The organism is Amycolatopsis roodepoortensis (assembly GCF_024628825.1).
Taxonomy (GTDB): Bacteria; Actinomycetota; Actinomycetes; order Mycobacteriales; family Pseudonocardiaceae; genus Amycolatopsis; species Amycolatopsis roodepoortensis.
The window spans coordinates 2297084-2309607 of record NZ_CP102415.1; the positions used below are offsets into that span (position 1 = coordinate 2297084).

A 12524-nucleotide genomic window follows, 5' to 3' on the forward strand; every position below is an offset into this window, starting at 1 on the left:
GATCGACCCTCATGAGGAGACCAGGGGTGCTCGCGGTGGTGCTCGCCGTGGTCTGTGCCCTGGTCACCGGGTGCGGGCCCGATCTCTCCGGGACGAAGGTGCGGATCGCGGCGGGGCTCAACGGCGGCGTCTACGACAAACTGGCCGAGGCGCTGGCCGACGCGTGGGCCGCGCAACTGGACACCGAGCGGCCGGTGATCCAGGAGACCCAGGGCTCGCCCGACAACGTCGGACGGGTGCGGGCGGGGAAGGCCGACGTCGCGTTCGTGGCGGCCGACGTGGCCGCCGACGACACCGCCGGGCTGGCCGCGCTGGCCCGGGTGCACGACGACTATCTGCACGTCATCGTCCGCGCCGACTCGTCGATCAAGTCGTTCGCGCAGCTGCGCGGGCACAAGGTCGCGATCGGTTCGCCGGATTCGGGTGTCGAGTTCCTGTCTAAGCAGCTGCTGAAGGCGTCGGGGCTGACCGGCGCGATCGACCGGCGCAATCTCGGTCTCCCCGAGGCGCTGCCCGCGCTGGAGAACCGGCAGATCGACGCCGTCATCTGGTCGGGTGGCCTGCCGACGCCGTCGATCACCGAGAAGGTGCACACGGTCGGCCTGCGGCTGCTCGACATCACCGATCTCGCCGACGCGCTGCGCGCCACCAGCCCGGTGTACCGGACGGCGACGATCCCGGTGACGGCCTACAACCTGCCGTCGCCGGTGACCACGCTCGTGCTGCCGAACTTCCTGGTGGTGCCGACGTCGATGCGCGACGACGTCGCCGAGGCGCTCGTGCGCGGGCTGTTCGACGCGCGGGACCAGCTGGTCAAGGCGGCGGGCGCGGCGTTGTCGATCGACATCCACCCCGCGATCGAGACCTCTCCACTGCCGCTGCACCCGGGCGCGCTGCGCTACTTCAGATCGCTCAAGGACTGACGACCGGCAGGGTCACGGTCACCTGAAGGCCCCCGCCTTCGGGTGAACCGAGCCGCAGCGAACCGTCCGATCGGGCCAGGATCTCGGTGACGATCGCCAGGCCGAGGCCGGATCCGGGCACGTTCTGATGCGCGGCGCTGCGCCAGAACCGGTCCGCCGCGCGGTCCAGCTCGTCTTCGCGCAGGCCGGGGCCGTGGTCGCGGACGGCGATGTCGACCTTCCCGTCCGCGGTGGTGACGTCCACGCGCACCTCGGTGCCCGGCTCGGTGAACTTGAGCGCGTTGTCCAGCAGCGCGTCGAGGACCACTTCGAGGCCGCGGGCCGGGGTGAGCACCCGCAGCCCGCCGCCCAGCCCGGTCGCCACCAGCGTGATGTCGCGTGCCGCGCCGACCACCGTCCAGTCGGCGACCCGGGCGCCGACGACCTCGTCGAGACCGACCGGCACCAGTTCGCCGCCCGAGGCCTCGGCGCGGGCCAGCGAGAGGAGTTCGTCGAGGATCTGGTTGAGCCGTCGCGCGTCGACGACGGCGGCTTCGAGGTCGGCCGCGGCGAGGTCGTCGTCGACGTGGCCGTCGAGGTTGCCGAGCCGGATCTTCAACGCGGTCAACGGGTTCCGCAGCTGATGGGAGGCGTCGGCGACGAACGCGCGCTGCGCCGACAGCGCCTCGTCGACGCTGGCGGCCATCCGGTCGAAGGACCGTTCGAGCTGCCGCAGTTCCGGCGGCCCGCCGGTCTCCCCCACCCGTTTGACCTCGCGGCCGCTGACCACGGAGGCGACCAGTTCGCCGGTGGCGTCGTCGAGCCGCCGGACCGGCCGCAGGATCCAGCGCACCACCGGCACCGCGACCAGCAGCGCGAGCCCGAACGCCAGCACCGCGCCCGCCGCGATGAGCAGCCACCACCACAGCAGTTCGGTGCGGGCCTTGGCGGTAGAGGAGACGGTGATGACCGCGCCCCGCACCTCGCCGTCGATGAGGATCGGCTCGGCCAGGATCAGCGGCTCGGTGTTCCACGGCATCAGCAGCGGCCCGGGTTCCGAACGCCGCCCGGCCAGCGCCTGCTGCAGATGGGAGGCGATGACGGGGTCCTTGAGCTCGATCCCCACTTCGCCGGGCCCGCCGGCCACGGCCTCGCCGTCCTGGTCGACGATCGCCACCGGCACGTCGTAGACCTCGGTGTAGCGGTGGAGCTCGTCCACGATGAGGTCCGGCCGGTTCTCCACCAGCGGTCGCTGCGCCAGCGACGCGAACCGGGAGGTGTCGGTGAGGCGGTCGAGGAAGAGGTCGAGCTGCACACTGGCCGCCACGCTGAGCGCGAGCGGGATGCCGAGGCCGAACACGAGCGCCGCGACCAGCGTCAGCACGATCGCCTGGAGCCGGACGCGCACCGGCTCAGCCCTCTTCCGCCGGACCGTAGGCGCCGCCGAGGCGGTATCCGACGCCGCGGACGGTCTCGATCAGCGCGGGCCTGCCCAGTTTGGTCCGCAGGGTGGCGACGTGGACGTCGAGCGACCGGCTCTCCGCCGGGCCGCGGTGCCCCCAGACCTCGTTCAGCACGTGATCACGGGCGCAGACCGCGCCGCGGGCGGTGACCACCAGCGCGAGCACCTGGAATTCCTTGCGGGACAACGAAACCGGCTGTCCGTCGACCTGCACCTCGTGGCGCCCGATATCGACCGAGACGTCACCCGCCCGAATGACGCCCGGCGGTTCGGGCGCGGCGGGCCGTTCCCCGCGGCGACGGCGCACGGCCTCGACGCGGGCGACCAGTTCGTCGACGTCGTAGGGCTTGACGAGGTAGTCGTCGGCGCCGGACCGCAGCCCCTGGATCCGGTCGTCGACCTCGCCCCGCGCCGAAACGACGATCACCGCGACGTCGCTGACCGCGCGGATCCGGCGGCACAGCACGATCCCGTCGATGTCGGGGAGCCCGAGATCGAGCAGCACGACGTCGACCTCGTGCACCAGATCGAGCACCCCGGCGCCGGAGGCGAGGCGTTTGATCGTCAGGCCGCGCCGGGTCAGCGCGGGCGTCAGGGCACCCGCGACCCGGTCGTCGTCCTCCACCAGCAGTACCCGCACCCGTGTTTTCCCTTTCACGCCGTCACCGCCACCGCGACGACTTGAAGAACGACTCTATGGGGTGAGTCACCTCTCGCGCTGCCCGTACCGCTGGGCCGGATGGACCTGTGAGGGACCCACTGCACCCGGTAATGGTCACGATGCGTCACAGATCTCGTGTGACCCCGGTTACGAGACACCCCCGCTTTGTCTAGGCTGATCAGCGCCGGACGGAGGTGGACCGGGGCCGTCCGGTGGCTTGAGAACGATACGGACTTGAAACCCTAAGTATTGGTCAAGCCGTCTTTACAAGCGGTCCGACGGGAGTAGGTTTCCGCCATCGCGTGGTGCCTGACCCCGCAGTCCCCTGCAAACGAACGCTCCTGGAGGCCAGATGACCGCGGAGGTGGCGGCGCCGATGATCAAGGCGGCCGCCGTGAACAAGTACTTCGGCGACCTGCACGTGCTCAAGGAGATCAACCTCGAGGTGCCGCGCGGGCAGGTCGTGGTCGTGCTCGGGCCGTCCGGGTCTGGCAAGTCGACGCTGTGCCGGGCGATCAACCGGCTGGAACCCATCAACTCCGGTGAGATCGCGGTGGACGGCGTTCCGCTGCCCGCCGAAGGAAAGGCGCTGGCCGCGCTGCGTGCCGACGTCGGCATGGTGTTCCAGTCGTTCAACCTGTTCGCGCACAAGACGATCCTCGAGAACGTCATGCTCGCGCCGATGAAGGTCCGCAAGGTCAACACGGCCGAGGCCCGCAAGACCGCGATGGACCTGCTCGAACGCGTCGGCATCGCCAACCAGGCAGGCAAGTACCCGGCGCAGCTTTCCGGCGGGCAGCAGCAGCGGGTGGCGATCGCCCGCGCGCTGGCCATGCGCCCCAAGGTGATGCTGTTCGACGAGCCGACCTCGGCGCTGGACCCGGAGATGGTCCAGGAGGTCCTCGACGTGATGACCACGCTCGCCAAGGACGGGATGACGATGCTCGTCGTCACCCACGAGATGGGCTTCGCGCGGCGCGCGGCGAACCGGGTGGTGTTCATGTCCGACGGCGAGATCGTCGAGGACTCCACCCCGGACGAGTTCTTCACCAAGCCGAAGACGGATCGCGCCAAGGACTTCCTCGGCAAGATCCTGACCCACTGAGCGTTTCCGCGGCGCGGGCTCGTGCCGCATCGACGGAAGAAACAGGAGAGGTTCACATGAGGATCCGCACCCTTGCGGTGGGACTGCTCGTCGGCAGTCTCGCACTGACCGCTTGTGGCAAGGAGGGCACGCCCAGCTCGCCGGGCGGCAGCTCCGACGGCGCGAACGCCGGCGCTCAGCTGCCCCAGTACACGGTGGCGTCGAACGTCGACCTCGCGGGCTCCCCGGTCTTCGCCAAGATCAAGGCCGACGGCAAGCTGACCCTGGGCGTCAAGGACGACCAGCCCGGTCTCGGCAAGAAGGACCCGACGAGCGGCAAGTTCACCGGTTTCGACATCGAGATCGCGAAGCTCGTCGCCGCGAGCCTCGGTTTCGGCGAGGACAAGATCACCTTCAAGACGGTCGACTCCGGAGCCCGTGAGCAGGCCATCGTGAACGGTGACGTCAGCTACTACGTCGGCACCTACACCATCACCGAAAAGCGCAAGGCCCAGATCTCCTTCGCCGGCCCGTACTTCGAGGCCGGCCAGGACCTGCTGGTGCGCAAGGACGAGTCGACGATCACCGGCCCGGAGACCCTGAAGGGCAAGAAGGTCTGTTCGGTCACCGGTTCGACCCCGATCCAGCGCGTCCGCGACCAGGGCCTGACCGAGCCCGGCAACATCGTCGAGTTCCAGAAGTACTCGCAGTGCGTCGAGAAGCTCAGCACCAAGGAGGTCGACGCGGTCACCACCGACGACGCGATCCTGAAGGGCTTCGCTTCGGAGGACTCCGAGAGCTTCAAGGTCGTCGGCAAGACCTTCTCGAAGGAGCCGTACGGCATCGGCCTGAACAAGGACGACAAGGTCCTTCGCGACAAGATCAACGACACCCTGCAGAAGGCGCTGGACGACGGCACCTGGCAGAAGATCTACGACGCCACCCTTGGCAAGTCGGGTTCGGCGGCGCAGAAGCCCACCCTGCAGAAGTACTGATGTAACCAGCGGCCGGTGGACCCGTGACGGGTTCACCGGCCGCTCCACACCCACCTCCAGTCGACGGCAGCGGGGAAAGGCTCCATGAACGTCCTGCTCGACAACCTGGATCTCTACGGTCCGTTCTTCCTCACCACGATCGAACTGTTCCTCTGGTCGGCGGTCGGCAGCCTGATCCTCGGCACGATCCTGGCGATGCTGCGGGTAAGTCCGGTCCTGGCGTTCCGCGCCGCGGGAACGACCTACGTGACCCTTATCCGCAACACCCCGCTGACCCTGGTGTTCGCGTTCTTCGTGTTCGCGTACCCGTTGCTGGACATCGTCAAGCTCAGCTTCTTCACCGCCGCGGTCGTCGCGCTGACCGTGTACACCTCGGCGTTCATCTGCGAGGTCGTCCGGTCGGGCATCAACACGGTCCCGGTCGGCCAGGCCGAAGCCGGACGCGCGCTCGGGCTGACGTTCGGCCAGATCCTCGGCCAGATCGTCCTGCCCCAGGCGCTGCGCTCCGTGGCGCCGCCGATGATCAGCACCCTGATCGCGTTGCTGAAGAACACCACGATCGCCGCGGGCTTCTCGGTCGCCGAGGCTGGCGCGATCCGGTCCTACCTCTCGGAGCGGGGTGACAACCAGTTGATCGGCCTGCTGTGGGTCGCCCTGGGCTTCATCATCCTCGTCGCCGTACTTTCTCTCATCCAGCGGAGCCTGGAGAAGCGCTGGAGCGTGGCCCGATGAGCAGTGTCCTGTTCGACGTCCCTGGCCCCAAGGCCCGGATGCGCCACCGGATCTACGCGGGCATCGGTGTCCTCGCCATCGCCGCGTTCCTCGCGTTCGTCGTCTACCGGTTCTACGACACCGGCCAGTTCGACGCGCGCAAGTGGGAATGGCTGCAGTACCAGCAGGTCCAGATCGACCTGCTGAACGCGGTGCTGGAAACGCTCCGCGCGTTCGCGACGGCAGCGGTTCTCGCGCTGATCTTCGGTGCGGTCTTCGCGGCCGGACGGCTCTCCGACCATGCCTGGATCCGGCGCATCTCTGGCGCGATCGTGGAGTTCTTCCGCGCCATCCCAGCGCTGATCCTGATGTTCCTGTTCTACTTCGGTCTTCCGGCCGTCGGCGTCCCGATGACCCCGTTCCTCGGTGTCGTCTTCGGTCTGACGCTGTACAACGGCTCGGTGCTCGCAGAGGTCTTCCGTGCGGGCATCGAGGCTCTGCCGAAGGGCCAGGCGGAGGCGGCGTACGCCCTGGGCATGCGCAAGACCCAGGTGATGTTCACCGTCCTGTTGCCGCAGGCGATCCGGGCGATGCTGCCGACCATCATCAGTCAGCTGGTAGTGCTCCTGAAGGACACCGCGCTGGGCTTCATCATCACGTTCCAGGAACTGCTGTACTACGCGCGCTACATCGGCACGCAGGGCGAATTCGGCAGGCCGATCGTGCCGTCGACGCTGGTCGCGACCGGTATCTACATCTGCCTGTGCCTGCTGCTGACGGCGCTGGCGACGTACCTGGAGAAGCGCAACCGGCGCAGCAAGAAGCACATCGACCTGGACGAAAAGAAGGTCGAGGAGACCGGGCTTGGAGCCGCAGCTTCTGCCTGAAGCAGGCATAGCCTGCGCGCCATGCTTCGCCGGAAGGCCCCTCGATGGTCATCGAGGGGCCTTCCGCTTGTTCGACTTGCCGGAGCCTGGCTCCTGCTTACATCCTGACTGCGGCCAATGAAAGCACATTTGCCTTCAGAGCGGCAATTTACCTGGGCCGCAAATTGAGGTGCCACATCGGCTGCCCCTGGAACGGCTCATAGTGGCAGATATACTCAAGATAGTTGCCGCTCGCCACATTCTCCCTTCCAACGTTCAGGCAATAGCTAACCTTGGAGTAAAGGCCACCATTAACGGTGCCTGGCATAAGGTATTTCGGCGCATGTCCTGCCGCAAGCGCCACTGAGCCCGATCCTCCGACCAACGCCGTCCCACCGGAGATAATCAACGCAGCCGCGGTTGCGACCGTCACAATGGCAGCCCTTTTTAAAAGATTATGCAACCTAACCATCCCCTCACCCTCAGGCGTGCACCAATAATAGGCAACTTCGAATATTCGCCAGGGCATAGCAATCATTCACCACTGCATCAAATGTCGCCGCATCCCCCACCGACAACGTCAGCATATTACAAGGATGAGTGCTCGCATAAGCGTCCTACCGGGTGACATCGGAACAGAATTTCGACCACCCTCACCAAGTTCACGCCATAACAACGAATAAATGACTGAAAACACTCTTCATGAGATTTATTCGAAGAATATGCCTATTACTTCGACGGCAACCATAAATAGACTCTGGGTACTCCAGTGTAGCTTCCCAAGATTTGACGCATCGACGAGAGATACCCGCGTGTCCGGTCAACCGACCATCGGAAGACGCGCTGGCCTCGATCGTCGCGAGACCGGCTTGCGACTGTCCGACCGACTGTATGTAAGTCCTCTCCCCGTCGCGACCGACAGGAGACAAACTCCCGTAGTTTAATCCGCCAATCGGGCGTGTTGACGTAGCAGAAGGTCGGCTAACGTCGGCCGTATGGCGGACCAGGCCGCGACGCTGCTCGAAGCGCTGCCGGACCTGGCGGGCAGGTCGGTCCTGGTCGTCGGGTGCGGCGATGGCCGCTACCCCCGCCTGCTCCGCGGCAAAGGCGCTCGCCGCGTGGTCGGCGTCGACGCGGACCAGACGTCGATCGCGGTCGCGCAACGCGAAGAGGAACGCGACCCCGTCGGGATTTCGTACGAGGTCCACCAGCTCGCCAGGCTGCCGGTGATGGGCACCTTCGACGTCGTCCTGGCCTTCCTGGAATCCCCCGCCCATCTCGGTCGCGTCGCCGCGAGCCTGGTGACGGGCGGTCTGCTGGTGGTCGTCGCCACGAACGGGCTCAACCTGGAAGAAGGCCTGCGGGGCAACGGTTTCCAGGACATCGTCCTGCGCCGCCACGAAAGCGGCGACGTGCACACTGCCCGTAAAGTGGGCTGAGTCGCGCACCCTGGTGTCGAGCCAGGCTGGCCGGGGCTATGAATCCCGGCCGGTCGCCGGACCGTGCGCGTCTGGCGGTATGGGACGCACGGACCCCACACCGCCGCACCGGTACGACGGAACAGGTTTCCCCGCCGTGCCGGGGCGTAGCGCGTGTGGGAGTCGAACCCACGTCACCGGGGTGAAAACCCGGTATCCCTTCCGCTGGACCAACGCGCCTTGGCCTGGAACACAGTCCGGCGCGCGCCGCGCACCGGACTGCTTCGTTCCAGAAATCAGGGTCACCGAAAAGAAAGAGCCGCCCGGTTCGGTTTCCCGAAGGGCGGCTCCACGTGTGCGACGTCCTGTTAGGACGGCGGCGCGGAGCCGTGTTTCTCTTCCATACCAGGGAACATGGCGTAACAACGTCGCGTCATGTGGCCTCCTTGGTCGGTGTGCGGTAAGTGTGCGACAGGCATAGGGGCGGCGGCAACCGATTTAGCTCGTGAGTGGCGATTCGGGTTAGAACCCGAATCGCCACTCACGAGAGCTGACTACTTGTCCCGCCGGAACAGCTTGTTCCCCAGCCACACGATGGGGTCGTACTTCCGGTCCGCAACGCGTTCCTTCATCGGGATCAGCGCGTTGTCGGTGATGTGGATGCCCTCCGGGCACACGTCCGAGCAGCACTTGGTGATGTTGCAGTACCCGAGCCCGTGCTCCTCCTGCGCCTCGTCACGCCGATCGGCGACGTCGAGGGGGTGCATTTCGAGTTCGGCGATCCGCATCAGGTACCGGGGGCCGGCGAAGGCCTCCTTGTTCTCCTCGTGGTCACGCACCACGTGGCAGGTGTTCTGGCACAGGAAGCACTCGATGCACTTGCGGAACTCCTGCGAGCGCTCGACGTCCACCTGCTGCATCCGGTACTCCCCCGGCTTGAGGTCAGGGGGCGGCGTGAACGACGGGATTTCGCGGGCCTTCGTGTAGTTGAACGACACATCGGTCACCAGGTCGCGGATCACCGGGAACGTCCGCATCGGCGTCACGGTGATGACCTCGTCCTCGGTGAAGGTCGACATCCGGGTCATGCACAGCAGCCGCGGTTTGCCGTTGATCTCCGCCGAGCACGAACCGCATTTGCCCGCCTTGCAGTTCCACCGCACCGCCAGATCCGAGGCCTGGGTGGCCTGCAACCGGTGGATGATGTCGAGGACGACCTCGCCCTCGTTGACCTCGACGCTGTAGTCCTGCAGCTCACCCGAATCGGCGTCACCGCGCCAGACCCGGAAACTCGCCTTGTAGCTCATGCCGGACTCCCGGGGTGCGAGGCCAGTTCTTCGTCGGTGTAGTACTTCCCCAGCTCGGACAGTTCGAAAAGCTCCAGCAGGTCCTGCCGCAGCGGGGTCTGTTCCTTGACCTCGATGCCGATCTCCGGCACCACCGGGTTGTCGCCCGGTGTGGCCGAGCAGACCAGGAGTTTGTTGCGCCACTGGGCGTCCATGCCCGGGTGGTCGTCCCGCGTGTGCCCGCCCCGGCTCTCGGTCCGCATCAGCGCGGCCCGCGCCACGCATTCGCTGACCATCAGCATGTTCCGCAGGTCGACGGCGAGATGCCAGCCGGGGTTGAACTGCCGGTGCCCTTCGACGGTGACCCGCTTGATCCGCTCGCGTAGTTCCCCGAGCTTCTCCAGCGCCCGCTCGATCTCCTCCGCCTTGCGGATGATGCCGACCAGATCGTTCATCGACTGCTGCAACTCGGTGTGCAGGCTGTACGGATTCTCCTCGACGCCGTCACCAGGCGGGTCGAACGGCGCGAGCGCCATCGCCGCGGCGGCGTCCACATCGGACTGACTGACCTTGGGGCGGTCCTTCAGTTCCGACACGTAGGACGCGGCGCCGAGGCCCGCCCGACGGCCGAAGACCAGCAGATCCGACAGCGAGTTGCCGCCGAGCCGGTTCGAGCCGTGCATCCCGCCCGAGCACTCCCCAGCGGCGAACAGCCCCGGCACGCTCGACGACGCGGTATCCGGGTCGACCTCGATTCCGCCCATCACGTAGTGACAGGTGGGGCCGACTTCCATCGGCTCCTTGGTGATGTCGACGTCGGCGAGTTCCTTGAACTGGTGGTACATCGACGGCAGCCGCTTGCGGATCTCCTCCGCGGGCAGCCTGCTGGCGATGTCGAGGAAGACCCCGCCGTGCGGTGATCCCCGGCCGGCCTTGACCTCGGAGTTGATCGCGCGTGCCACCTCGTCCCGCGGCAGCAGATCCGGGGTGCGCCGGTTGTTGTCGGCGTCGGTGTACCAGCGGTCGGCTTCTTCCTCGCTGTCCGCGTACTGCCCCTTGAAGACCTCGGGGACGTACTCGAACATGAACCGCTTGTCCTCGGTGTTCTTGAGGACCCCGCCGTCACCGCGGACACCTTCGGTGACCAGGATCCCCTTCACACTCGGCGGCCAGACCATGCCTGTCGGGTGGAACTGGACGAACTCCATGTTGATGAGCTTCGCCCCGGCCCGCAACGCCAGCGCGTGGCCGTCACCGGTGTACTCCCACGAGTTCGAGGTGACCTTGAACGACTTCCCGATGCCGCCGGTGGCGAGCACCACCGCCGGCGACTCGAACAGGATGAACCGGCCGCTCTCGCGCCAGTACCCGAAGGCGCCCGAGATCCGGCCATCGTCGGTCAGCAGTTCGGTGATCGTGCATTCGGCGAAGACCTTGATCCTCGCCTCGTAGTCACCGGTCTCCTTGAAGTCCTCTTGTTGCAGCGAAACGATTTTCTGCTGCATCGTGCGGATCAGTTCGAGGCCGGTGCGGTCGCCGACGTGCGCGAGCCGCGGGTACGTGTGCCCGCCGAAGTTGCGCTGGCTGATCCGGCCGTCGGCGGTGCGGTCGAACAGGGCGCCGTAGGTCTCCAGCTCCCAGACCCGGTCCGGCGCCTCCTTGGCGTGGAGTTCGGCCATCCGCCAGTTGTTGAGGAACTTCCCGCCGCGCATGGTGTCGCGGAAGTGCACCTGCCAGTTGTCGTTCGAGTTCGCGTTGCCCATCGACGCCGCGCAACCGCCTTCGGCCATCACCGTATGCGCCTTGCCGAAGAGCGATTTGCACACCACCGCGACGCTGAAGCCGCGTTCACGGGCTTCGATGACCGCGCGGAGACCGGCACCGCCGGCACCGATCACCACCACGTCGTAGTTGAGCCGTTCGACCTCGGTCATGAAAAGAGCCACCTCGAAGCTTGTCGCCGGGGACGGGAGATTCCCGCGCCGCTAGTTGATGAACCGCAGATCCGAAATCGCGCCGCTCGCCACGAGCATCACGTAGAGGTCGGTCAGCATGAGCGTGCCGAGCGTCGTCCACGCCAGCGCCATGTGCCGGGTGTTGAGCTTCGTCACCTGGGTCCAGATCCAGTAGCGCACCGGATGTTTGGAGAAGTGCTTGAGCCTGCCGCCGGTCACGTGGCGGCACGAGTGGCACGACAGCGTGTACGCCCACAACAGGATCACGTTGCCGAGCAGCACGATGTTGCCGAGCCCGAAGCCGAATCCTCCGGTCTTGCCGTGGAACGCGGTGATCGCGTCGTAGGTGTTGACCAGCGAGACGACCACGGCCACGTAGAAGAAGTAGCGGTGGGCGTTCTGGATGATCAGCGGCAGCCGCGTCTCACCGGTGTACTTCGCGTGCGGTTCGGCGACCGCGCAGGCGGGCGGCGAGAACCAGACGGCCCGGTAGTAGGCCTTGCGGTAGTAGTAGCAGGTCAACCGGAAGCCCAGCAGGAACGGCAGGACAAGGAAGCCGAGCGGGATGAACCCCGGCAGTTCGCCGAACCAGGCGCCGAAATGCCGGGAGCCTTCGACGCAGGATTCCGAGACGCAGGGCGAATAGAACGGCGTCAGGTAGTGGTACTCGGGCACCCAGTAGGCGGTGCGCACGAAGGACCTGATCGTCGCGTAGATGATGAAGGCGGAGAGGCCGAGGACGGTCAGCAGCGGGGACAGCCACCACCGGTCGGTGCGCAGCGTTTTTTCGGCGATCCGGGCCCGCGACGGTGCGCGGACCCCCGTACCCCGTCCGGCCTCGTTGCCGGCGGGGGCGCTCACCGCTGGTCGCGCTTGTAGCCGCCGACGCCTTCGTCATCGGCGCCTTGCCAGAGCGCCGGGTCGTAGGGCGTGTCGGGAACTTGGACCCGGTCGGCGGCCTTCGCCTGGGCGGGTACCGCGTTCGGGGTCGTGTCGAGGTCGGTCGCGTCGATGTCGAGGCGCTCGACGTCGTTCGCCAGGCGCCGTACCGCCGAGGCGTCGCCGTATCGGGATCGCAGCGCGCCGACGCACTGCCTCAACTGACCGATGGCTCGCCGAAGCTCGGCGATCTCTGTGGTGGACATCGGTACCTCCCGATGGTCGGTTCGGTTGGCCGCTTGAGC

At 66.7% G+C, this 12524-nt stretch carries 12 protein-coding genes and 1 tRNA gene; 6 read left to right on the plus strand and 7 right to left on the minus strand.

All coding sequences use genetic code 11. From position 1 onward, the window contains the following. Positions 1-11: 11 nt before the first annotated feature. The gene (locus tag NQK81_RS10600) at positions 12-923 is read left to right on the plus strand and encodes a TAXI family TRAP transporter solute-binding subunit (protein ID WP_257488043.1); all 912 of its coding nucleotides are present in this window, start codon (positions 12-14) and stop codon (positions 921-923) included. Here the strand turns inward: NQK81_RS10600 and NQK81_RS10605 are convergent. Then, a complete protein-coding gene (locus NQK81_RS10605) occupies positions 913-2310 on the minus strand; it encodes a sensor histidine kinase (RefSeq protein ID WP_257488044.1) in 1398 nt (465 codons plus the stop codon). The genes NQK81_RS10600 and NQK81_RS10605 overlap by 11 nt on opposite strands. A 4-nt stretch (positions 2311-2314) precedes the next feature. After that, the gene (locus tag NQK81_RS10610; protein ID WP_185927233.1) at positions 2315-3004 is read right to left on the minus strand and encodes a response regulator transcription factor; all 690 of its coding nucleotides are present in this window, start codon (positions 3002-3004) and stop codon (positions 2315-2317) included. Between the two features lie 397 nt (positions 3005-3401). Between NQK81_RS10610 and NQK81_RS10615 the strand changes: the two genes are divergently transcribed. The 5 genes from NQK81_RS10615 to NQK81_RS10635 all read left to right on the plus strand — a co-directional run bounded on the left by NQK81_RS10615 (position 3402) and on the right by NQK81_RS10635 (position 8120). Next, complete coding sequence (locus NQK81_RS10615; protein WP_199745481.1) at positions 3402-4130, plus strand: amino acid ABC transporter ATP-binding protein; 729 nt, start codon at positions 3402-3404, stop codon at positions 4128-4130. A 56-nt stretch (positions 4131-4186) separates the two neighbouring features. Beyond that, positions 4187-5104 (plus strand): glutamate ABC transporter substrate-binding protein, encoded by a 918-nt coding sequence (locus tag NQK81_RS10620; protein ID WP_257488045.1) that lies wholly within the window; start codon positions 4187-4189, stop codon positions 5102-5104. An 84-nt stretch (positions 5105-5188) separates the two neighbouring features. Next, positions 5189-5836 carry an amino acid ABC transporter permease gene (locus tag NQK81_RS10625; protein ID WP_257488046.1) on the plus strand — a complete coding sequence of 216 codons (648 nt, stop codon included), beginning with the start codon at positions 5189-5191 and terminating at the stop codon, positions 5834-5836. Beyond that, the gene (locus tag NQK81_RS10630; protein ID WP_257488047.1) at positions 5833-6702 is read left to right on the plus strand and encodes an amino acid ABC transporter permease; all 870 of its coding nucleotides are present in this window, start codon (positions 5833-5835) and stop codon (positions 6700-6702) included. Before NQK81_RS10625 ends, NQK81_RS10630 begins: the two co-directional genes overlap by 4 nt. Before the next feature lie 974 nt (positions 6703-7676). Beyond that, positions 7677-8120 (plus strand): class I SAM-dependent methyltransferase, encoded by a 444-nt coding sequence (locus tag NQK81_RS10635; RefSeq protein ID WP_257488048.1) that lies wholly within the window; start codon positions 7677-7679, stop codon positions 8118-8120. A 147-nt stretch (positions 8121-8267) separates the two neighbouring features. On the opposite strand, the gene NQK81_RS10640 is transcribed toward NQK81_RS10635, so the two are convergent. From NQK81_RS10640 to NQK81_RS10660, 5 genes are all read right to left on the minus strand, one after another. Beyond that, positions 8268-8339: transfer RNA gene (locus tag NQK81_RS10640), tRNA-Glu, on the minus strand. A gap of 314 nt (positions 8340-8653) precedes the next feature. After that, positions 8654-9406: a succinate dehydrogenase/fumarate reductase iron-sulfur subunit gene (locus tag NQK81_RS10645; protein WP_192745572.1), complete on the minus strand. Its 753-nt coding sequence runs from the start codon at positions 9404-9406 to the stop codon at positions 8654-8656. Then, complete coding sequence (locus NQK81_RS10650; protein ID WP_257488049.1) at positions 9403-11319, minus strand: fumarate reductase/succinate dehydrogenase flavoprotein subunit; 1917 nt, start codon at positions 11317-11319, stop codon at positions 9403-9405. The genes NQK81_RS10645 and NQK81_RS10650 overlap by 4 nt, the downstream gene beginning before the upstream one ends. A gap of 51 nt (positions 11320-11370) precedes the next feature. After that, positions 11371-12201: a succinate dehydrogenase subunit SdhC gene (gene sdhC, locus NQK81_RS10655; protein WP_257488050.1), complete on the minus strand. Its 831-nt coding sequence runs from the start codon at positions 12199-12201 to the stop codon at positions 11371-11373. Further along, the gene (locus NQK81_RS10660; protein WP_016332714.1) at positions 12198-12485 is read right to left on the minus strand and encodes an Rv0250c family protein; all 288 of its coding nucleotides are present in this window, start codon (positions 12483-12485) and stop codon (positions 12198-12200) included. Before NQK81_RS10660 ends, sdhC begins: the two co-directional genes overlap by 4 nt. Between the last annotated feature and the right edge of the window lie 39 nt (positions 12486-12524).

Coding starts and splice junctions, on each gene's coding strand:
- NQK81_RS10650 (WP_257488049.1), bottom strand. CDS start 11,319: ATGACCGAGGTCGAACGGCTCAACTACGACGTGGTGGTGATCGGTGCC.
- NQK81_RS10645 (WP_192745572.1), bottom strand. CDS start 9,406: ATGAGCTACAAGGCGAGTTTCCGGGTCTGGCGCGGTGACGCCGATTCG.
- NQK81_RS10630 (WP_257488047.1), top strand. CDS start 5,833: ATGAGCAGTGTCCTGTTCGACGTCCCTGGCCCCAAGGCCCGGATGCGC.
- NQK81_RS10635 (WP_257488048.1), top strand. CDS start 7,677: ATGGCGGACCAGGCCGCGACGCTGCTCGAAGCGCTGCCGGACCTGGCG.
- NQK81_RS10625 (WP_257488046.1), top strand. CDS start 5,189: ATGAACGTCCTGCTCGACAACCTGGATCTCTACGGTCCGTTCTTCCTC.
- NQK81_RS10600 (WP_257488043.1), top strand. CDS start 12: ATGAGGAGACCAGGGGTGCTCGCGGTGGTGCTCGCCGTGGTCTGTGCC.
- NQK81_RS10620 (WP_257488045.1), top strand. CDS start 4,187: ATGAGGATCCGCACCCTTGCGGTGGGACTGCTCGTCGGCAGTCTCGCA.
- NQK81_RS10615 (WP_199745481.1), top strand. CDS start 3,402: ATGATCAAGGCGGCCGCCGTGAACAAGTACTTCGGCGACCTGCACGTG.
- NQK81_RS10660 (WP_016332714.1), bottom strand. CDS start 12,485: ATGTCCACCACAGAGATCGCCGAGCTTCGGCGAGCCATCGGTCAGTTG.